We start from the raw sequence: 22303 nt of genomic DNA, 5'->3' as shown, positions 1-22303 counted from the left end.
CGCCAATTTATAACATTAACTTATTATTCAAAAATATTTATCCATAAAAATTAACATTTTTTTGTACAATTTTTAGCGGGCTTGTATTATAGTTCAGACTTTAAAACCACCCATACGTTTTCAGCCAAAATCTTATCACCTTCTGCTGTTGGGTGAATTCCATCGGCCTGGTTAAGTTTTGCCACACCACCAACTTTATCTAACAAAAATGGAATTAGTGCTGCATTATTTTTTTCGGCAATCGCCGGATATATATTTTTAAAATCCTCCGTGTATTTTGCACCCATACTCGGCGGCATTTGCATACCTGCAATTACAATTTTTACATCAGGATATTTTGCTTTAACCTTATCGATAATGGCTTGCAGGTTTTTAGCCGTTTCTGCAACTGGCAATCCTCGTAAACCATCGTTAGCGCCTAATTCGAGCACAAGAACATCAATTTTTTGTTTAAGCAGCCAATCGATACGGCTTTTACCAGCAGCTGAAGTTTCGCCACTTAAACCACCATTAATTACTTTGTAGGGCAGTTTTTCTGCATCGATTTTTTGCTGAATAATGGCCGGGTAAGCTTCAGTTGGGTCTAAGCCTAATCCTGCTGTTAAACTTGTTCCGAAGAACAAAATGGTTTTGATTGGAGCATCTACCGCAGCCTTACCATTCTTAACCGAATCTTTATCCACTATTTTATCTGAATTATTGCTGTTTGAACAGGCGGCAAACATTCCTGCAAAAACAATTAAACTCATTATGCGTTTTCGTAACATATCTATAATTTCAACCTCTAATTATCAAAAAACAATATCTTTAACAGGATAAACGCACATTATGTTTCCTGCGTATCCGTCTTCATACTTAATTATTCAGCCATTGGAAAATATTCTGAACATCCGAAATGTAAGCAAAATTTATCAGAGTGCAGGCCACGAACTTACCGTTTTACACAACATTAACCTAAGCATACAAAAGGGTTCTACTGTAGCCATAACTGGTCCATCCGCAAGCGGAAAAACCACCTTATTAGGTCTTTGTGCAGGTTTAGACCGGGCAACTGAAGGCAGTGTAGAACTTGCCGGCATTTTATTAGATAAGCTATCTGAAGATGAAAGGGCATCGGTACGTAACCAACATGTGGGATTCATCTTTCAAAATTTTCAGTTACTGCCAACGCTAACAGCTTTAGAAAATGTGATGGTTCCTTTAGAATTAAGGGGGATAAAAAACATCAAACCGCAAGCCATGGAACTTTTAGATAAAGTTGGACTGGCAGAAAGGGCGCATCATTATCCAATACAACTTTCTGGTGGCGAACAGCAAAGGGTTTCGTTAGCGAGGGCATTCTCGAATAAGCCTGCTATTTTGTTTGCTGATGAACCAACCGGAAATCTTGATGCCGAAACGAGTGAAAAAATTATAAAATTGCTTTTCGATTTAAATACCGATGCAGGTACAACCTTGGTTATTGTAACACACGATTTAGATTTAGCATCAAGAACAAGCAGAATTGTAAAAATGAAAGGTGGATTAATCATCGCTGACGAAAATCCAAGTTATGCATAATCAAACCAGACAAACCGTTCCGCTTTCGTGGATTTTTAAAATGGCTTGGCGAGATAGTCGCCAAAACCGTTCACGCTTACTCCTTTTTGTATCATCGATAGTTTTAGGAATCGCTGCACTTGTTGCCGTTTATTCTTTTAAGGATAATTTACAAAACGATTTAGACAGGCAGGCAAAAGAACTTACAGGAGCCGATTTAATTATCGAAAGTCGCAGGGCGATAAATAAGCAAACAGGAGCCAAACTTAAAACCATGGGTGATGACAGGGCTACTGAAAGCACATTCGCATCTATGGTTTATTTTCTAAAAGGTGGCGGAAGCCGATTGGTGCAAATGAAAGCCTTGCAAGGAAATTATCCGTTTTACGGCAATATAGAAACTACTCCATCAAGCGCAGCCAAAAGTTTTTTTAATAGTCGTGATGCTTTAGTTGATAAAACATTAATGCTTCAGTTTGGTGCAAAAACCGGAGATTCGATTATTGTTGGCGATTTAAAATTTAAAATTGCCGGAACTTTGGACAAAGCACCGGGACAAACCGGAATTGCGGCCAGCGTTGCACCAATTGTGTATATCCCTTTAAAATATCTGGATAAAACCGGGTTGGTAAAAACAGGAAGCAGAATAAATTACAAGTTTTATTATAAATTTAATAGTGATGAACAACTAAACGAGGTTGTTAAAAGTCTTCAACCTAAAGCTGAAAAAGAAGGTTTAGACATTGATACCGTTGCCGAAAGAAAAGAACAAACCGGACGATCTTTCAGAGATTTGAATCGTTTTTTGGCACTAACCGGATTTATTGCCTTATTGCTTGGTTGTGTAGGCGTGGGCAGTGCAATACACGTTTACATACAGGAAAAACTTTCTGCTATTGCAACGCTTCGTTGTATGGGTTTAAAAGCTTGGGATGCCTTTTATATTTACCTCATACAAGTTTCCTTCATCGGAATTATTGCAGCTGTAATTGGCTCGTTATTGGGCACGATGATACAATTTCTGCTACCAATTGTACTAAAAGATTTTCTCCCGGTTGAAATAACCATGCAAATTTCATGGTCGGCAATTGGGCAGGGTTTATTGCTTGGCTTGGTCATTTCTGTTTTATTTGCGCTACCATCGCTCCTTTCGGTTAGAAGAATTTCTCCGCTAAATGCAATCCGGGCAACCTTTGAAGGTAATTCATCTAAGAAAAGAGATTATTTAAAAGCCATTGTTTATTTGTTAATGATAGGCTTTGTTGCAGGCTTTACCTATTTGCAGATGAAAAGCTGGCTGCAAACTTTAGTTTTTACCGTTGGGATTTTAATTGCGTTCTTGTTGCTGATGGCACTTTCAAGCGCTTTAATGTACCTCGTCAAAAAGCTAATTCCATCATCATTAAGTTATTTATGGCGACAAGGCTTTGCTAATTTGTATCGCCCGAACAATCAAACCTTAATGCTAACGGTATCTATCGGACTATCAACGGCATTTATTTGTACACTATATTTTGTTCAGGGAATATTAATCAATCGGGTAACCTTATCTTCTGGAACAAATCAACCCAATATGGTTTTGTTTGATATCCAGACTTCGCAAAAGCAAGCCGTTACCGATTTAACCAAATCTTATAAATTGCCATTGATGAATCAGGTTCCGGTGATTACCATGCGCATTGAGGAAATAAATGGAAAGAAAGCTGGACAAGACAGCACAAATAACAGAGCATTTAGAAATGAACTTCGGGCAACTTATCAGGATACATTAACGGCTGCCGAAAAAATTATAGATGGTAAATGGGTGCCGAAGGTTAACAACCCAAATGACATAATTTATATCTCTTTAGACCAGAATTTTGCCCGCAGCATTAAAGTTAAGGTTAATGATAAAATTACCTTTAACGTTCAGGGCATGTTGCTACCTACCGTAGTTGGAAGTTTAAGAGAAGTAAACTGGACCAGACTACAAACAAATTTCAGAGTTGTTTTTCCGGCGGGAGTTTTAGAGCAAGCGCCTCAATTCCATGTGTTAATGACACGGATTCCGAACAGTGAGACCTCTGCCGCTTTTCAGGGCAATGTGGTTCGGAAGTTTCCAAACATTTCAGTTATAGATTTAGGTTTGGTATTAAAACTTTTAGATGAAATATTAAGTAAAATTGGTTTTGTTATTCAGTTTATGGCGGGTTTCAGTATGATAACCGGTTGGATAGTTTTAGTATCAGCTGTGCTTACAAGTAAGAACCAAAGAATTAAAGAAAGTATTTTGCTAAGAACCATGGGCGCCAGCAGAAAGCAAATATTGGCCATTAATGTAATCGAATACTTCTTTTTGGGCTTACTTGCTGCATCAGCAGGCTTAATATTAGCATTGGCCGGCAGTTGGGGATTGGCAAAATTTAGTTTTGATTCGAATTTTATCCCGCCATTCTTGCCAACAATAATATTATTTACAAGCGTTATAGTTTTAGTGGTAGTTACTGGTTATTTGAGCAGTAGAAGCATATTAAACAAGCCCCCGCTGCAAATTTTAAGAAACGAAGCCAGTTAAGGCAATAAAATTAGTACAGACTTAGAAACCTTTTAACAACATGAGTGTTAAAGTATTACCATCTATTATGTTAAACCTAAAACTAAAAAACATGATGAAATTAAAACTTTATTGCTTATTACTAGCGGGTTCAATGCTCGTATTCACTTCTTGCTCTAAAGTAAGCGATGGTGGTACTGAAGAGCCCGGACCAGAACCTGCAACCGGGCCTGGAGTAGAAACCGCTGCACCAAATACAAACTATAAACCTGCATTTACTGGTCAAACACGAGTTGGCAAAGTAGCTACAACTACTCCTTTTCAAGGTACAGCAATTGCTTCAGGACTTTCATCACCTTGGGGCATAACCACACTACCAGATGGAAGACTGTTGATAACAGAAAAAACCGGAACAATGCGCATTGCAACTGCCACCGGAACTTTGAGCGCTGCAATTACAGGCCTTCCGTCTGTAAATTCTTCTGGGCAAGGTGGTTTATTGGGTTTGTGTATCGACCCGCAGTTTAGCACAAACCGTATGGTTTACTGGGTTTTCTCTCTTAATTCTACCGGAGGGACACAGACTGCGGTGGCAAAAGGACGCCTTGCTGATAACGAACGTACCATTGAAAACGCAACAATTATATATAGGGCAAACCCCGTGTACAATGGCACATTACACTACGGCGGAAGAATCCTATTTGACCGTACCGGAAATTTATTTGTAAGTACGGGAGAAAGATCAGATTTAGCGACAAGGCCGCTTGCTCAATCTGTTTCTGCAGCATTAGGTAAAATTGTTAGAATCACCACAAGCGGAGCAGCGGCAGCAGGAAACCCAACATTTAGCGGCGCTGGAGCTTTACCAGAACTTTATAGCATGGGCCACAGAAATCCTCAAGGATTGGCAATACACCCAACAACCGGCGATTTATGGCAAAGCGAACATGGCCCTCGTGGCGGTGATGAACTTAATAGAATACAAGCAGGAAGTAATTACGGTTGGCCAACCATAACTTATGGCATTGAATATGGCGGGGCGGCAATAGGCTCGTCTATACAACAACAAAATGGATTAGAACAACCTGCTTATTATTGGGACCCGGTAATATCGCCAAGCGGTATGACTTTTTATAAAGGAAATCGTGTACCGGAATGGCAAAACAACCTGTTTATTGGCTCATTAAGCGGCACTCACATTGTTAGGTTAGCTATTGAGAATAATAAAGTAATTAGTGAAGAACGGTTATTAAGTGGCGAAGGTCAGCGATTTAGAGACATTACCCAAGGAACAGACAATGCCTTGTATGCCGTTACAGATGCTGGAAGGTTATATAAAATTGATAAGCAATAACATTTCCGCTTTAGAAAAACATCTACAGCTACCTAAATCAGGTGGCTGTTTTTTTGCTGTTTAAATTTGTCGAAAATTAATTTTTCCCCCATTGGAGAATCGACCAATTTTTCATACTTTCGCAACCCCGCCGAAAATCTGTTAAAAATAAATCTTCTTCAAAATGAGTAAATACCTGTATGGAATCGACTTTGGAACAACCAATTCTGCCTTATCCATTTATGATGAGCAAAAAGCAGAAATCATTGATACGATAATTATTCCTTCCCTGATTTATTTTCCGGAAAACCACTCACTTGCTGATGAACAGAAATACGTTGTCGGTGAAAAAGCGATAGAAACCTATCTTGAAGATGGTATGAAAGGTCGTTTCATCAAATCCATAAAACAGATTTTATCCAGAAGTAGTTTTACCGAAACGCTCATCCAAAATAAAAGATATAATGCTTCAGATTTAGTGGCCATTATTTTAACAGAGTTGAAATCAAGAGCAGATAAAATAACCGGTATAGATTGTAAAAAAGCAGTTATCGGTCGCCCGGTATTTTTTGATGACGACAGCAGTCAGAAAGATACACTTGCCCAAAGCCGTTTAAACAAAGCTGCTGAAAAAGCTGGTTTCAACGAGTTAAGGTTTCAATTTGAACCCATCGGTGCTGCCTTTGCTTATGAAAAAACAATTCAGCAGAAAGAAAATGTGTTGGTGGCTGATATTGGTGGCGGTACAACCGATTTCACTTATCTGGTTTTAGATCCTGCTAAAGTTGGAAGCCTTGACAGAAAGAACGATATGATGGCGACTGGTGGTATTTACATTGGTGGCGACAGTTTTGATTCGGCCTTTATGTGGGAACAAGGCACGCCACATTTTGGTAAAAACACCGAATACGAGGCCAGTCCGGGTAAGAGGTTAATGGTTCCTAAATCGCTTTTTGCAAATATTTGTACATGGGATAAAATGAACTTTTTTAATGGTTTGAGAATCAAAAAGGATATCGAAAACTATTATTACTATTCGGGGAATGACCCAAAATTTAAAAACCTGATTACCTTGGTGGATAACAATTTAGGGTATTCAGTTTTCCAATCCATCGAGCGGACAAAAATTGAACTTTCTTCAAGAAATGAAAGTAATTTCAAATATAAAAACATGGGTATTTCTATCGATGACAGCATTAGTTCATCAGATTACAACGCAATTATTGATAAAGACCTTAACCGAATCAATAACTATTTAAATGAGTTTCTGGAGAAGAACAACATTAATCCAAGCGATATAAATAGTTTGTTTTTAACAGGCGGAACTTCGTTAGTTCCGGCGGTACAAAACCTATTTAAAACCCGTTTTCCGCATATTAGCCTAAATTCTGGCGATAATTTTAAAAGTGTGGCAAAAGGTTTGGCTTATAGTGGTTACCTTTTTAATTAGGTCAAAGCTGCTTTCGTCATTGCGTTATGTATTCCGCTATCGCCATTCTGAATTTATTTCAGAATCTCTTTTAAATATTACGTTTATAACTTGGAAATGAAAGCTGTGTTTTAATGGCGGCTTTCAGTCCCGCCAAACCTGCCTGCGGTAGGCAGGCACTTTACTTCTCCCGATGAAGAATCGGGATTCGTGTTCGTTTATGTCGGGTTTAGGAATTAAGGTTGGTGAATAAAACCTTTGAGCAATTCTGATGCGATAGCTATAACCAATGTAGTAAGATTGCTTCGTACCTCGCAATGACGAGCGCCGAAAAAAGATACCTTTTAAAATTTAGCTATTTCGCCAAATTATTATACACACAATTTATCGCAGCCCTGCTAAAATCTGGAAAACCATCAGTATAAGTTGGGTTGCAACCATTTGTTATAATTACTATTCCGAAGTTTTCCTTTTTAGAGAAAAACATAGTGCTGTATAAACCGTACGCAGAACCTGTATGCCCGGTTAGTTCAATTCCAGGTATAAGTTTGCTCGTTTTAAGTAATGCCAAACCATATTGCTCAGGCTCAGAAACTTTTGTCTGCATTAATTTTGCACTCTTTTTCGAAATAATTTTTACGCCTGCGGAAGTACCCAAATTCATGTGCATCGTCATATATTTTGCCAAATCAACTGCCGAAATTTTCATTCCGCCGGTTGGCGAAAAAATTGGTGTCGAATAGCCCATAACATATTTGCTAATTTCTTCTCGCCGTGGCGCATAAGCCTGAGTTGCCTCAGTAAACTCGTTAGTTTTAGCATTATATTCATACAAGCTTGCAAACCGCGAATTATCTAAAGAATCTACACAATAGCCGCCATATAATTTTAGTGGATTTAAAATGTGCTTTTTCACGTATTGGTCGAAACGTTCTCCAGATAATTTTTCAATCAATGTTCCAACCATATTATAATTCAGGTTGCAATAATCGTAAGTGCTACCGGGTTCGTTATCGCTGTAGCATTTAGCCCAATCTGGGTTTTTATCCGGATTAATCACGTTTAAACTTAAATATCCCTGACTATCATTTATGCCCGAGGTGTGAGACATCACCATTTTAAGCGTAATCACTTTATCAGGAAACTTTGGGTTTCTGATTCTAAAGCCCATCAAATCTCCAAAATCATCAGATAATTTTACTTTTCCGGCTTCCACCAGTTGCATAATTGAGGTTGCGGAAAATGATTTTGATATGGAAGCGATGCGGAATAAATTTTGTTCGTTTAAAGCTTCATTTCGCTCGATATTTTTTAAACCATAAACTTTACTGAAAACCACATTATTATTCTTAATTACGGCTATCGAAACCCCAACATTTTTATAGCGTTGCATTATTTCTTTAAATTCAGTTTCGAATTTTACGTTCTGACTAAATGTCTGTGTAGCTGCAAACAAGCAAAACACAAATAAGCAAATGGAATGTAACTTCGTTTTCATTATTAACAGGGGGTTGAATTTAATTGTAATAAACTAATTATGTTTTGAATTACAGATCAATCTATTTTTATAACTTGCATATTAATTCAGCAGCTTTTTATACCATTGCCAAGCCATACAAAATCACTTATAGCCAAACCATTTTTGAAATGGGCAGGAGGAAAAACACAATTAATTCCTGCTATTGAAAGCTACTTACCCGAAAATATAAAAACTTTACAGGATTTGAACTATGTTGAACCATTTATCGGAAGTGGTGCGGTATTTTTCTGGTTTATCCAGAATTTTGAAATAAAGCACGCTATTATTAATGATGTAAATTCAGATTTAATTAGCGTTTATCGAAGCATCAAAACTGCTCCAAAAGAATTGATTGAAAATTTAGCGTCCATCCAAAACGAATACTACGCTTTGAGAAGCGAAGAAGATAAAAAAACTTACTTTTTAAATCAGAGAACTTTATTTAATTCAAAATCAGAAACTGAAATTGTTGGTGCAGCTTTATTTATTTTTTTAAATAGAACCTGCTTTAATGGGCTATATCGGGTTAATAAAAAAAATGAATTTAATGTCCCTTTCGGGAAGTATGTTAAACCAAAAATATGCGATGCAGAAAATATTTTAGCCATTAGCGAATTATTGCAAAAGGTTACAATATTTAATGGAGACTACGAAAACACACTAAATTTCGCTGGAGAAAATGCATTTTTTTATTTCGACCCACCGTATAAACCGATTAGTCAGACTGCATCTTTTAACGCATATGCAACCGGAAGTTTCGATGATACTGAACAAAGAAGGCTCGCTGTTTTTACTGAAAAATTAACATCGCAAAACAAGTATTGGTTGCTGAGTAATTCTGACCCGAAAAATATCAATCCAGACGATGATTTTTTCGATCAGCTTTACGATAAACCTTCAAATACAATTGTTCGGGTAAAAGCTAAAAGAATGATTAATTCTAACGCAGCAAAACGCGGCGAAATAAATGAGGTTTTAATTATGAATTATTAGCAGATTTAAAATCCGTTCGTTTTCATAATTAAATCCAATTCTTTCCATTTCTTACCTTTTGAAAAATTTGCAGCATAAGCCGGAGATAAGTGCTGAATTAAAACCTGATGCATGCCCAAACGTTTAACACGTTTTTTCAAAATAGCATTGGCTTTATTTTCTTCGGCAATCATTCCTGCGTAAATTACCGTAAACCAAATGTTGATTTCCTGCTCGTCTTCAACATATTCATCCGATATCGCATCTATTAACCTTAAAATTACCTCACTAATATTTTTATCTGTGAGCGTGTAAAATTTTATAAAATCGTTGTAGATTTTTTGAGTTGTGTATTTCCTGCCCAAAGCCTGCAATCGCTCAAAGTACTCTGTATCTAAAGGTGCATACCTACGTTCATTTGGTTTGGAAAGATATACGCACCAATCGTCAAAATTTCCATTATCAAATTCGATGCGTGTATTATTAAGTATTTTAATTAGCGTGGGCATACCGTAAAATTTAAAATCAATTAAAACGGGATGTATATTAAAGCTAAATAATTTCCTTTATCATTTTTAATTTTTAACCCTGTTTTTTTCGGCATCTGCGCCAGAAGACTCATGCTTAGCTGGAGCAGAGAATGCCTTTCCAAAACGATAACTATAACTTAAAATCAAACTTCTGGAATCTTGTCTGTTTATCCAACCAGCGTTTGTTGCTGCTAAATTATTGATTACACCAACTACTACTCTATCTCTAAAAATATCTGATGCAGATAATTTCAAGGTACTTCTTGTTGATAATTTTTTCTGAACGGCAGCACCAAATTCGTGTATAGGGCCAATTAAAAACTGCACGCTCGAAAACTTCGATTGGTATCTTAAATTCGCTTCAGCGCTCCAGGTCGGACTTATTTTAAACTGAAGATTTGGATTTGTTCTGAAATAAGTTCCATTGGTTTTTAAAAAGCCGGTATAAAAATCTGTTTTAGATACAATATTGGCAAGCTCAGCATAAATGTGCGTGCTTAACCATTTTGTAATATCAAAATCGGCATTTACTGAAATATTTTTAACTGTTCCTTTACCAATATTGGCTGGTCGGCTGTAATAGGTACCTTCAACTATTTCGATGGTTTCGTTTACATCATCCTTAACCCAACTATAGCCCAATGTGGTTGTTATCTTATTTTTATAAGTATGCGAAAGCTCCAAACTTTGCGTAAACGATGGACGCAAGAAAGGATTTCCAACATAATAGGTAAATTTATCAAGTGGAGAGAAGAAAGGGTTCAAGTCTTGATAATATGGTCTATCAACCCGTTTTCCATAATTTAAACCAATTTGATTTTTACTTGCCGTATCAAGCTTATAAGAGAAATATAAAGTTGGAAACAGATTGTTGTATGTTCTTCTGAAAGATGAATCTGGCTTGAGCAAATTACCAAGCTGATGCCCATCGGAGATTGTACTTTCAAACCTTAATCCACCTTGCAGTGAAAACCTTTTGCCTTCCATACTTACGTTAGCGTAGGCTGCATTTATGTTCTCCTTGTATACAAACTGATTAGTTTTTTCGTAATCTACAACCGTAACCTGGTTTGCAGTATACAAGTAATTTGCTGCGTTATCAGTTTTGGTATAACTAGATTTTAAACCTGCCTCAAATTTCCAATGTTTATTTAAGTTTTTAGAATAATCGGTTTTTGCTGTATAAATCTGGATGTTTGATGGTAAATCGCCGGTAAGCAAATCCTGAGATTTAAGCTGCATATTGGCAAAATAACTATCGTTAGTATAAGCTTGTTCGGTTTGGTTTCGGTAATTAAGGTAATCTAAATCAAAAGAAAAATCGCCACCTTCCTTATCAAATTTATGCCTGTAGTTTAGGTTAAAAGCTGCATTTTTATAATTTATGTTATCAATATTTTTAGCCTTAATTACAGAGTCTGGTTGTTTATTTGCATTTAGTAAATTACTCGTATTATTATTAACCTGTTCAGAAATGCGGCTCATTCCCGTGAAAACAAAACCCCAGGTTGTTTTTTCTGTTTGATAAAAATCTACACCAGCCTTTGCATTAAACGTATTTCCGTGTCGCCTAAAATACGAGTTTTGATTAAAGTAGTACTTTGGCGAATCGTCTGCGTTTTTGTAAGTCCGGTTTAAATCTAAATCCGTAAAACTGTTATTTAGGTTATGGCTTATGTTGCCAAAAACGTTAAGTTTATTTCGCCTGAAATTGAAATTTGCACTATTATTAGATCTGGTTAATTGCCCTTGAGTTAAACTCAAATTTATGCCTCCGTTAAAGCCCGCAACCTTATTCTTTTTAGTTTTGATGTTTATTACGCCTGCATTTCCGGCGGCATCATATTTTGCCGGAGGATTTGTCATAATCTCAATTTGTTCTAACGTAGAAGATGGTAACGAGCGCAGATAATTTTCTAAATCAGGTCCCGATAAGTAAGTTGGTTTATCATCGATAAAAATATTAATGCCACTTTTTCCTTTTAAACTGATAACTCCATTTTGATCTACGTTTACTCCCGGCGATTTAGAAAGCACCTCCAAAGCGTTAGTACCCGCATTAGATATCAATGCATCTACATTAACCACCATTCTATCTATTTTCTGTTCAACGAAAGCTTTTTTACCACTTACCGTAACTTCTTTTAGCATATTCTGATTGGCCAGAAGCTTTACATCACCAATATTTATCTGATTATCTTTCTCGCTCAATTCTATTTCGCCACTTTTATAAAGGCCAAAACCAATTGATGAAACCCGTAGATGATACTTACCAAAAGCTAAATTATTAAAGCTAAATTGTCCACTCGCTTCGCTCAGTGTTGTTTTAAGTAAAACTGAATCTTTGCTATTGTACAACGCTATTGTTGCAAGCTCGAGATTATTATTTTCGCCATTTACCACACGGCCGGAAATTTTTGATGAATTTTGCTGTGCTTGTACGAAATTAAGGGCAATACTTATCCACACGACAAAAAAAGCCGTTAATTTTTTATTCATTAAATTGAGATTTATTTTAGCGTGAAGTGCTAGTTAGATTCTTCGTATTCGTATAACAATGCGCTGTTATTCTTAGGTAAATATTTGCTTTTATATTTCTGATGAAAACTGCTATTTTGTTTTACGCCATTAATAATGAAGTTATCTTTATCAAGCTTGTACGATAGCTTATTTTGGGTTTTGATAATACCATCCTTAATTAAATCCTTAATGATACCCTTATAATCGTGATCATCTGTATCTGTGCTTGTAACAGATTCTACCACTCTTTGAGTACCCGTTTTAACTGAAACTTTTGAATTGCTTTTACTCTTTTTAGAATTTTGTTCTACCGAAACTGATACATCTCCATCTATATTAACAGATGGTGGAGTTGGTGTTGCAGGAGGTACATTAACAGCACCATGACTCGGAGGTGTTGGCGGCACAGGAAGTTCGGCTTTTTCACGAGCATTATTAATGGATTTCTGCATGGCAGTTTTCAACTTCTGATCTGTCTCCATCTGTTTCTGTTTCAAATCATAACGTTTTTGCTCTAAATCATAGCGCTTTTGCTCAGCATCATATTTTTTTTGTTCAGCATCGTATTGTTTTTGATGTTCATCATATTTTTTCTGATCTTCAACGTATTTTTCATCGGCCAACTTTCGAGCAGCATCCGCTTTGATTTCTTTATCTTTTAATTCCTGCGATTCCATACGAAGTGCGATTTCCTTCTCTAAATCAACATTTGCTTTCAGTTTTTCTGCTTGTTTTTTATCAGCATCAGCCTTTTGCTTAGCTAATTTATTTTTTAAAGAATCTTGTAAACTTTGAGCGGGCTGATTTATCGTGAAGGCTGCTGTATTTTTTGCATGATTATCTTTTGCACTCAGGTTTTTGAAAGCTGCTGAAAATACCACAACCGATACTAAGGCAGCACTAAGAATTGTTTTTTCCATTTTATTTAAAGTTTTTTTATTATCAAAAAGCATTCGGCTAACCCGTTCGAACAACGGACTTTTCTTATTGCTAAATGCCATTGCATATTTTGGTGCATTTAATTGAAATTCCTGGCAAACGATTAATGCCTTAACATAACTTTTCTTGTTTTCCACTTTGGCGACTGCTAAATCGTCGCAACAGTTTTCGCGTTCCTCACGGATAAGTTTAGATACCCAAATCACCGCCGGGTTGAAGAAAAATATAATCTCTACGAAACTTTGTAATAAGTTTACCAGATAATCCTTTCGTTTAATGTGCGCCAATTCGTGGCATAAAATTGCTTCTACTTCTGCTATAGAAATGCTATTGAGCAAACCAAGTGGAATTAATACCAATGGCTTTAAATGTCCTATTACCATCGGTGCTTGTGCCAATCCCGATTGCACAATTTTCACTTTTCTGCTTATTCCAAATTGATGAGCTAATGTATCTAACTTATCTTCCCATATTTTTCCTGCCGAATAAACTTTAGTTTTTCTGAGGTGATAAACGCCATTCAAGCCAACAAATAACTGAATGCTTTTTATGCAAATCACAATAAACCATAACAAAACAATTTGTGGGGAATAAGCATTCCAGATGTTTCGGAAGGTTTCAAAACCTGCCGTAACATTGTAGGCAGTAGTTGTATTTATTTGTGATGATGATTTATCTACGGCTAAATTAGATGCCACATGTATTTCAATTACATTTTGATTATCGAAAGCATTATAGAATACAAAAGAAACCGAGGCAACAAATAAAACCATTGCTGAAATAAGTAAGTTATACCTCAAATTTGCAGATCCATTTCTTGTAAAAAAGATAATAACTGCAACTAAAAACGATAATATTACGCCCAACCAAAGTGAGTGGAATAACATAGCACCAAAAGCATTAAGCCAATCCAGAGCAAAAAAATCTGTTAAATTAAATTTCATAATTGTGGTTCTTTTATGAGTTTGTAGCTTTAATTATCTAAATCGTTGAGTAGCTTCTTAATCTTATCGATGTCTTCTTTAGAAGTTTTTTCGTTTCCTAATAATTGCATCACTAATGATGATGCCGAACCTTTGTAAAGCGTATTCACAAACTTATCAAGCATTTGGTCTTTAGTTTTAGATTCTGCCTCAACCGGAATGTAAATATGTTTCATCTGGCTTTCATCTCGCTTTAAGATCCCCTTTTCAGCTAAAATCTGCATTTGTTTTAGTGTAGAAGTGTAATTTACCTCACGTTGCTCATTTAACTTATCATTTACAAAACGAACGGTTGAAGGACCAAATTCCCACAAAACCTGAAGAATTTCCAGTTCTGCTTTTGTAGGTTCTGGTAAATTATTTTCCGCTATATTAATTTTCATATTCTAAAGGTACGATACTTTTCGTACGAAACAAATATTATTTATTTTTTTCTTTTTAATGAATAAAGAATTATATAAATCATTCTCTAAATCATGTAACACCAGATACGCAAATCAGCCTAATTTTGCACTACACACAAGAAATCATCAATTAGTTTTATATGGATTTGAAATTCAAATTATTTGGCATTTTATTTATCGGTAGTCTTTCGATAGCAAATGCGCAACACGAAATGCATCACTCTGTTAAAAAAGATACGGCAAAAATTAATGCGGATACAAGCATGCAACACACCGACCATGCCATGCATAACATGAAACACGCTATACCAATGAGCCACGCCTATTCCCTCAATTTACCGATGAGTAGAAACGGCTCAGGAACATCGTGGTTGCCAGATGCAGCCCCGATGTATGGCCTAATGCTCCATTCTAAAAAATGGATGTATATGCTACATGGAAACGTGGCGCTGCGTTACACTAAACAAGACATTGGAAATAAAGGCAGTAGAGGTGGCGACAAATTTGATGCTCCAAATTGGTTTATGGCAATGGGCCAGCGAAAGGTTGGTGAAAAAGGATTGTTTCATTTTGGCGCCATGCTTTCTTTTGATAGATTGACTGAAGGTGGCGCAGGATATCCGCTATTATTTCAAACAGGCGAAAGCTGGAAAGGAAATCCGTTAGTGGATAAGCAACATCCCCATGATTTATTTTCAGAACTATCAGTTGCCTACACCTACTCCTTTTCTAAGAAGTCCGACCTTACTTTTTATTTAGGTTATCCAGGCGAACCTGCATTAGGTTCTGTGGCGTTTATGCATCGCCCATCTGCCTTAGCTAATCCCGATGCCCCAATTTCGCACCACTGGAATGACGGCACACACATTACTTTCGGCGTAGCCACCATTGGTTTCAGATATGATAAATTCAAAATCGAAGCTTCATCGTTCACAGGCCGAGAACCTGATGAAAACCGATTTGATTTTGATAAGCCCAGATTTGACTCCTATTCGGCCCGATTATCCTTCAACCCGAATAAAAACTGGGCATTGCAAATTTCTCAAGGCTGGATTAAAAGCCCGGAACTATTGCACGATAATGAAAATGTTAATCGAACAATTGCATCTGCAATTTATGCTTTGCCATTAGGCGATGAACAAAACTTAAATGCAACCGCTTTGTGGGGCCTGAATAAAAGCAGAGGTCATGAGGGAGAAAATGCTGCACTACTCGAAGCTGCTTATCGAATAAAGAAGCTTTCGTTGTATAGTAGATACGAGTGGGTTCAAAAATCAACAGAAGAATTAAATCTGAATGAAAACCTATATAGCAAAAATTTATTCGGCGTTAATGTTTTGAGCTTGGGAATAAATTATGACCTACTTAAATTTTCTAAATTCAGGTCAGCAATTGGCGGGCAGTTTTCTATTTACAACACCAACTTAGCATTGGATAATCTTTATGGAAAAAATCCTATCGGCGGACAAATTTTTATACGTATTTATCCTTCGCTAATGAAAATGTAGACCCCAGAAATGCTTAAAATATGAAAGAATCTTTCTCCTTAGCAGGGAAAAACTTTACTTTACCACATTTTGAGCAAATATGTTTTGTAGAATAAACATAGCTCATCATCCTAAATTTTATAGGTTTAGTTATAAATGCATCTTGATAATCATGATGGCATAAAAGGGACGCGATTAAATTTTTCATTATACATCGATTATGGAGTGAAGTACGAAATTTTTAAATCCGTAATCTCCAATGAATCGATGTATTGCCAAAATGTATCGGTAAACCTTACACTTTTAAAGATTTTAAAACCGCTATAATATCTTCATTTCCATAGACTTGACTAGCATCCTCATAAGTTTTTAGCGCCGTTTGGGCAAGCGGTGAAGTTAAACCTTCAGATTTTGCAAGGTTTAAATCTTTTACAATGTGCTTTAAAGCGAAAGCTGCATTATAGTTGTTATTTACAATTGCATCGCCCTTTATTTTACTAAAGATATTACCGATTGCACTATTTTCTATCAGCGTAAGTAAATTTTGAGTATCAATGTTCTTCGATTGTGCAAATAAAACTGCTTCTGCCAAACCTTGTGCATGTAAAGCTAAAAGTCCGTTAATGGCAAGTTTTGCATTATTGCCAGCACCAGTTTCACCAATGAGCATGGCCAGTTTTCCAAGTTTTTCAAAAACAGGTTTTACCTGATTAAAGCTTGCTTCATCGCCGCCAACCATAATGACTAAAGTTCCCGTTTCGGCTTGCTTAATGCTGCCTGAAACAGGAGCATCCAAATAAGCGCCACCTTTTGCCTTGCAAAGCAAAGCCATTTCCTTACTCACGCCTGGCGAAACCGTACTCATATTTACGATAATCTTATTGGTTAAATCGTGCTCCAGCAAACCATCTGTTTCAGTAAATATTTGTTTAATTGCCGCATCATCAGAAACCATTACGAAAACAATATCATTCTGCTTAATTAAATCGGCCGGGCTTGCAGATAAGTTGGCACCCATATTTAAAAGTGCATGTTCTTTATCTTTACTTCGATTGAAAACCGTAACCTGATAACCTGCTTTAATTAATTGCGCCGACATAGGATTACCCATATTGCCAAGTCCAATCCACCCGATATTTAATTTTTCCATCTGGCAAATATCAACAAAATACCAATTGAAATGTGCAAAAGCTTTTTTACACGATGTTAAAATTATGAGTTAATTTGTGATTCAATTTAAGACCATGAGCTACCTTTTAAAAGATTTATATTCTCCAAATTTCTACGAAAACCTATCGAATGTTTTGATTAAAACCTTACCAGATTTTAGTAAGGATAAGTTTATCAAAATGATTTATATTAAGGAATTTGAATCAAAAGAACTAAAGGAAAGGATGAAGCATACCACAGTTGTTTTACATCATTTTATGCCAAAAAACTTTGATGAAAGTGCTTTATTGATTGAAAAAATAATTGCGCAATTAAGAATTGAACGTATTGGCGAAGATTCTTTACCTTATATGTTTCTGCCAGATTACATCGAAACTTATGGCTTAAATGATTTCAAAAGTGCAGTAAAAGCTTTGGAATTGACTACACAATTTACAAGTTGTGAATTTGCCGTTCGGCCGTTTATTTTAAAATATGGTGATGCAATGCTTGAGGAAATGTTAAAATGGTCTAAACATGAAAACCTTAAAGTTCGCCGATTAGCAAGTGAAGGCAGCCGACCGCGTTTACCTTGGGCTATGGGTATTCCGGCATTAAAAAAAGACCCTTCTGGTGTATTGCCAATATTAGAAAATTTAAAAGCAGATACCTCTGAGTACGTACGCAGAAGTGTAGCAAACAACCTGAATGATATTGCAAAGAGCCATCCTGAAATTGTTTTAGAAATTGCAACACGATGGTCTGGTTTAAGCAAAGAAACTGATGCAATTATAAAACATGGCAGCAGAACACTGCTGAAACAAGGGCATTCAGAAATTTTAAAACACTACGGATTAAGCGATAAAGGCATCGACCTTTCAAATTTCAAGGTATTAACACCAGTGGTAAATATAGGTGGGCATCTCGAATTTTCTTTCAATATTGCAAACACGAATACCGTTCAGCAAAAGGTTAGGTTAGAATATGGTGTTTATTACATGAAGCAAAATGGTCAATTAAGCAAGAAGGTATTTAAAATTTCTGAGCGTGATTATTTACCAGGTAGCAGCGTAATGTTAAATCGTAAACAGAAATTTGTATTAATTACGACAAGGAAATTTTATCCGGGTCAACATCAAATTTCCATTATAATTAACGGTGTTGAGAAAGAGATTTCAGTTTTTGAATTAGTGTAAAATTTGATTGATAATGTTACTTTGGTAATTGCCCGGCGTAACACCTTCAATCTTCTTAAAAGCACGAATAAAATAATTTGCATCGCTAAAGCCTAATTCGTAACTCACTGCAGTAACTTTAGCTGCCGGATTAGCTAAAAGGGTTTTCGCTTTGCTTATCTTTTCGCTCAATATAAAATCGTTAGGAGAAATGCCTAATTCCCTTTTAAAAAGTCTGTAAAATGTTGCCCTGCTCATGCAGGCTTTGTCGGTTAAGCCATCAATGTTTATTTTTTCGTTGAGGTTTGATTTGATGTAATCGATGATGTAAGCTATTGGGTTTTGGTTTACGCTCTCTTGTGTATTACTCAGTGCATATAAATTCTGACTTTGCATTATCCTCACCAAAAGTTCCTTTAAGGTTAAATCGGCCAGAATATCTTTTTCTACCGATTTCTCGGCACAAATTTTCACCACTTTATTAATCAGGTATGCAATTTCCTGATTGTTTTGAAAATGATACTGATTATAATCTAAAGCCCATTTCTCAGCACTTCCCTCTTTTGGAAAAAATTCATTTAAGTAATTAATCGTCTTTTTAATCTGGTCTTGTTCGATGGCAAGTGCAATACATTGAGTTGGATTTTGACCGGTTGCTTCTGGAAAGTCAATCTTCATGGTAACCGAAGCCGGCACAATAACGGTTTGGCCAGGGTTGTAATCAAATCCCTGCTTATCAAACAAATGCATTACCTTTTTTCCGCGAAGCATACTGGTAATTACAAAATCGTTAAAGGTTAATGGAACCATATAAGATTTTGTATAAGTTTCAAAAACATTCAGCTCACAACGTTCTAAAGTGTAAGAGGTTCTGTTTTCGACCAGTGTTTGTAAATTTTCCGTTTTGCTCAAGTTAACGGTATCCAAAGTATGCTGCATATTAATTTGGTTAGATTATTTACTTGATATTCAAATATAAGTGTATTTCGATAAGGTTACATAGCCTGAAACAATAATGCTACCATTTGCTACAATTTCACTATCTGTGCCAATGGCTTTGCCCTTAGGTTTGTATTAACCAAATCTCAAAATCATGGAAAATTTAATAAGCAAACCGAGCTTTAAACCACATTACGACAATTTTATTGGAGGAAAATTTGTACCACCCGTAAAAGGTATTTACTTCGATAACATCTCTCCTATCGATGGAAAGGTATTCACAAAAGCAGCCCGATCGAGCAAAGAAGATGTAGAACTTGCGCTTGATGCTGCACACGAAGCCTTTAAAACCTGGAGTAAAAGTGCCCCGACATATCGAAGTAATATCCTTCTTAAAATTGCTCAAAAAATTGAAGATAATCTTGAATATTTAGCAACTGTAGAAACGATTGATAATGGCAAAGCCGTTCGCGAAACCTTAGCTGCCGATTTACCATTAGTTGTTGACCATTTCCGCTATTTTGCAGGTGTAATCAGAGGTGATGAAGGAAGCATTTCAGAACATGATGAACATACCGTAAGCATTGCTTTACACGAGCCAATTGGCGTAGTAGCACAAATCATTCCATGGAATTTCCCACTTTTAATGGCAACCTGGAAAATTGCGCCTGCTTTGGCTGCTGGCTGTTGTACAGTGGTAAAACCTGCCGAACAAACACCAGTATCCATTATTATTTTAATGGAATTAATTGGCGATTTATTGCCTCCTGGTGTGTTAAATATTGTAAATGGATACGGTATAGAAGTTGGCAAACCGTTGGCTACCTCATCTAGAATTTCGAAAGTAGCTTTTACAGGTAGCACCACATCTGGTAGATTGATAATGCAGTACGCCGCAGAAAACATCATTCCATCTACAATGGAACTTGGTGGGAAATCGCCGAATATTTTCTTTGAATCGGTCGCAGACGCAGATGATGAATTTTTAGATAAAGCTGTAGAGGGTGCTGTAATGTTTGCCTTAAATCAAGGTGAAATCTGTACCTGTCCTTCTCGTTTGTTAATCCAGGAAAGCATTTACGATAAGTTTATTGCAAAGGTAATTGAACGCACAAAAGCGATTAAGATTAATCACCCGTTGGATAGAACAGGCATGATGGGTGCACAAACATCAAATGAGCAATACCAGAAAATTCTTTCTTACCTAAAAATTGGTAAAGAGGAAGGTGCAGAAGTTTTAGTTGGTGGTGAAGCAAATAAATTGGAAGGCGATTTATCAACCGGTTATTACATCGAACCAACCATTTTAAAAGGCCACAATAAAATGCGTGTTTTTCAGGAAGAAATTTTTGGTCCGGTGGTTTGTGTTACTACATTTAAAACAGTTGAAGAAGCAATTGAAATTGCGAATGACACACTTTACGGTTTAGGTGCAGGCGTTTGGACTAGAGATGCACACGAACTTTACCAGGTTCCGAGAGCTATTCAGGCTGGAAGAGTCTGGGTAAATCAATACCATGCTTATCCTGCCCATGCACCATTTGGCGGCTATAAAAAATCAGGCTTTGGTCGCGAGAACCATAAAATGATGTTAGACCACTACCGCAGCACCAAAAACATGCTTATCTCTTACGATAAAAATAAGTTAGGTTTCTTTTAAGGGGACAATTTTCCGGCTGTTTATAATGGAACAGCCGGTTTTTATTTATTAAATTTAGGTAAGATGATAAAAAGAGTATTAGTTACAGAAAAAGGTGCAGAAGTTATCAATAAACTAAAAGCAGAATATGGCGAACTCATTTTCCACCAGAGTGGCGGCTGTTGCGAGGGTTCTTATCCACATTGTTTCGAAAAGGGTGGTTTTCTAATCGGATCGAACGATGTATGTATCGGCGAAATAGAAGGTTGTAAATTTTACATGGCAGGCGACCAATTTGAATATTGGAAACATACGCAGTTAACGCTTGATGCAATGGAAGGCAGAGCAGCGAGTTTTTCACTTGAATCAACTTTGGACGTAGGTTTTTACATCGATTCGAGGTTATTTAGCGATGAGGAAATTAAAAATTTAGAACCATTGATTTCTTTAGAAGAAGATTAGCCAAAACGTTCTATAACTTCATCAAGAAAAGGGATTTGCCTTTCGTTAATTCTAATCTTGGCCTGCGTATAAATAAACCATTCGCCCTTATCAATTTCAGCAATTATTTGTTTTTTTCCGCTTCGCGGAGGCCATTCCATTTCAAATGTATTGCTCACAACTTTCGAGGCATCAAAGTCGAATTGAACCGCCCAACAGTAAACCTGTTTCCCTCCCTTTTGGGTAATTTCTTTTAATGGATGAAAATCGCCAGTAATTTTAATAGAAGTTTCTTCCTCAAATTCGCGAATGGCGGCTTCAAGCATTTCCTCTCCATCCAGCAATTCGCCTTTAGGCACTGTCCAAACACCGGCATCTTTTTTTGCAAAAAATGGCCCGCCCGGATGAACCAGAAAAAATTCCAGTTGGGGTGCAATCTTTCTGAAAGTCAATATGCCGGCGCTTATTTTCAAAATTTTTAATTTTTAATACAAAACAAAAAAGCAACCTGAACCAGATTGCTTTTTTAATAAGTTAAACATTTGGATTAAAGTAACCCGTATATTCCATGAGCATAAGTACGCAAAGATTCTGAAACCGTCTTCATCTTTTCAGGAGAAGGTCCTTTTACTTTATATGCCTCTGGATGCATTGTGTTATGACTATTATTGTTTTGTTCTGAAATGCTATTACGTGTTAAGGTATCATTCTGAATTTCGTCTGTTTTTAAAGGGGCCATGTGATGTATATTTTAATCAAGAACACCACATAA

19 protein-coding genes are annotated in these 22303 nt (G+C 36.5%); 9 read left to right on the top strand and 10 right to left on the bottom strand.

The annotated features are described in order from the left end of the window. Window positions 1-86: 86 nt before the first annotated feature. A complete protein-coding gene (locus R2Q16_RS06895) occupies window positions 87-749 on the bottom strand; it encodes an arylesterase (RefSeq protein ID WP_316736039.1) in 663 nt (220 codons plus the stop codon). 79 nt (window positions 750-828) lie between these two features. On the opposite strand from R2Q16_RS06895, the gene R2Q16_RS06890 reads away from it, so the two are divergent. From R2Q16_RS06890 to R2Q16_RS06875, 4 genes are all read left to right on the top strand, one after another. Next, window positions 829-1560 (top strand): ABC transporter ATP-binding protein, encoded by a 732-nt coding sequence (locus R2Q16_RS06890; protein WP_316736038.1) that lies wholly within the window; start codon window positions 829-831, stop codon window positions 1558-1560. Next, entirely contained in the window at window positions 1553-4093 is a 2541-nt protein-coding gene (locus R2Q16_RS06885; protein ID WP_316736037.1) for an ABC transporter permease, read from the top strand. The genes R2Q16_RS06890 and R2Q16_RS06885 overlap by 8 nt, the downstream gene beginning before the upstream one ends. 91 nt (window positions 4094-4184) lie before the next feature. Next, on the top strand, window positions 4185-5426 hold the full coding sequence (locus tag R2Q16_RS06880; protein WP_316736035.1) for a PQQ-dependent sugar dehydrogenase: 1242 nt from the start codon (window positions 4185-4187) through the stop codon (window positions 5424-5426). Between the two features lie 163 nt (window positions 5427-5589). Next, a complete protein-coding gene (locus R2Q16_RS06875; protein WP_316736033.1) occupies window positions 5590-6855 on the top strand; it encodes an Hsp70 family protein in 1266 nt (421 codons plus the stop codon). Between the two features lie 334 nt (window positions 6856-7189). Here the strand turns inward: R2Q16_RS06875 and R2Q16_RS06870 are convergent, their stop codons facing one another. Beyond that, window positions 7190-8332 carry a serine hydrolase gene (locus tag R2Q16_RS06870; protein WP_316736032.1) on the bottom strand — a complete coding sequence of 381 codons (1143 nt, stop codon included), beginning with the start codon at window positions 8330-8332 and terminating at the stop codon, window positions 7190-7192. A gap of 144 nt (window positions 8333-8476) precedes the next feature. Between R2Q16_RS06870 and R2Q16_RS06865 the strand changes: the two genes are divergently transcribed. Beyond that, a complete protein-coding gene (locus tag R2Q16_RS06865; RefSeq protein WP_316736031.1) occupies window positions 8477-9346 on the top strand; it encodes a DNA adenine methylase in 870 nt (289 codons plus the stop codon). A gap of 5 nt (window positions 9347-9351) precedes the next feature. Here the strand turns inward: R2Q16_RS06865 and R2Q16_RS06860 are convergent, their stop codons facing one another. The 4 genes from R2Q16_RS06860 to R2Q16_RS06845 all read right to left on the bottom strand — a co-directional run bounded on the left by R2Q16_RS06860 (window position 9352) and on the right by R2Q16_RS06845 (window position 14680). Further along, window positions 9352-9834 carry a DUF7004 family protein gene (locus tag R2Q16_RS06860; RefSeq protein WP_316736030.1) on the bottom strand — a complete coding sequence of 161 codons (483 nt, stop codon included), beginning with the start codon at window positions 9832-9834 and terminating at the stop codon, window positions 9352-9354. 66 nt (window positions 9835-9900) lie between these two features. Then, entirely contained in the window at window positions 9901-12354 is a 2454-nt protein-coding gene (locus R2Q16_RS06855) for an outer membrane beta-barrel family protein (protein WP_316736029.1), read from the bottom strand. A gap of 29 nt (window positions 12355-12383) precedes the next feature. Then, window positions 12384-14258: a M56 family metallopeptidase gene (locus R2Q16_RS06850; protein WP_316736027.1), complete on the bottom strand. Its 1875-nt coding sequence runs from the start codon at window positions 14256-14258 to the stop codon at window positions 12384-12386. A gap of 29 nt (window positions 14259-14287) precedes the next feature. Beyond that, window positions 14288-14680 (bottom strand): BlaI/MecI/CopY family transcriptional regulator, encoded by a 393-nt coding sequence (locus R2Q16_RS06845; protein ID WP_316736025.1) that lies wholly within the window; start codon window positions 14678-14680, stop codon window positions 14288-14290. Window positions 14681-14841: 161 nt separating this feature from the next. On the opposite strand from R2Q16_RS06845, the gene R2Q16_RS06840 reads away from it, so the two are divergent. Beyond that, window positions 14842-16209, top strand: coding sequence for a hypothetical protein (locus R2Q16_RS06840; protein WP_316736024.1), 1368 nt, complete (start codon window positions 14842-14844; stop codon window positions 16207-16209). A gap of 274 nt (window positions 16210-16483) precedes the next feature. Here the strand turns inward: R2Q16_RS06840 and R2Q16_RS06835 are convergent, their stop codons facing one another. Continuing rightward, complete coding sequence (locus tag R2Q16_RS06835) at window positions 16484-17338, bottom strand: NAD(P)-dependent oxidoreductase (RefSeq protein WP_316736023.1); 855 nt, start codon at window positions 17336-17338, stop codon at window positions 16484-16486. A 94-nt stretch (window positions 17339-17432) separates the two neighbouring features. On the opposite strand from R2Q16_RS06835, the gene R2Q16_RS06830 reads away from it, so the two are divergent. Continuing rightward, entirely contained in the window at window positions 17433-18533 is a 1101-nt protein-coding gene (locus R2Q16_RS06830) for a DNA alkylation repair protein (protein WP_316736021.1), read from the top strand. Here R2Q16_RS06830 and R2Q16_RS06825 read toward each other — a convergent pair. After that, the gene (locus R2Q16_RS06825) at window positions 18525-19451 is read right to left on the bottom strand and encodes an AraC family transcriptional regulator (RefSeq protein WP_316736019.1); all 927 of its coding nucleotides are present in this window, start codon (window positions 19449-19451) and stop codon (window positions 18525-18527) included. The two genes, R2Q16_RS06830 and R2Q16_RS06825, sit on opposite strands and share 9 nt — an antisense overlap. A 154-nt stretch (window positions 19452-19605) precedes the next feature. Between R2Q16_RS06825 and R2Q16_RS06820 the strand changes: the two genes are divergently transcribed. Together R2Q16_RS06820 and R2Q16_RS06815 are read left to right on the top strand one after the other, a co-directional pair. Next, complete coding sequence (locus R2Q16_RS06820) at window positions 19606-21111, top strand: aldehyde dehydrogenase family protein (protein WP_316736017.1); 1506 nt, start codon at window positions 19606-19608, stop codon at window positions 21109-21111. 63 nt (window positions 21112-21174) lie between these two features. Beyond that, window positions 21175-21552 (top strand): DUF779 domain-containing protein, encoded by a 378-nt coding sequence (locus R2Q16_RS06815; RefSeq protein ID WP_316736016.1) that lies wholly within the window; start codon window positions 21175-21177, stop codon window positions 21550-21552. On the opposite strand, the gene R2Q16_RS06810 is transcribed toward R2Q16_RS06815, so the two are convergent. Together R2Q16_RS06810 and R2Q16_RS06805 are read right to left on the bottom strand one after the other, a co-directional pair. Further along, window positions 21549-22004, bottom strand: a complete 456-nt coding sequence (locus R2Q16_RS06810) for an NUDIX domain-containing protein (RefSeq protein WP_316736015.1) — start codon at window positions 22002-22004, stop codon at window positions 21549-21551. The two genes, R2Q16_RS06815 and R2Q16_RS06810, sit on opposite strands and share 4 nt — an antisense overlap. A gap of 74 nt (window positions 22005-22078) precedes the next feature. Beyond that, on the bottom strand, window positions 22079-22270 hold the full coding sequence (locus R2Q16_RS06805; RefSeq protein WP_316736014.1) for a hypothetical protein: 192 nt from the start codon (window positions 22268-22270) through the stop codon (window positions 22079-22081). Between the last annotated feature and the right edge of the window lie 33 nt (window positions 22271-22303).

Origin of the sequence: Pedobacter aquatilis (assembly GCF_032678425.1) — a bacterium.
GTDB classification, from domain to species: Bacteria; Bacteroidota; Bacteroidia; order Sphingobacteriales; family Sphingobacteriaceae; genus Pedobacter; species Pedobacter aquatilis_B.
Note: the sequence above shows the minus strand (reverse complement) of the source record. Positions and strands in the feature narration are given on the sequence as shown.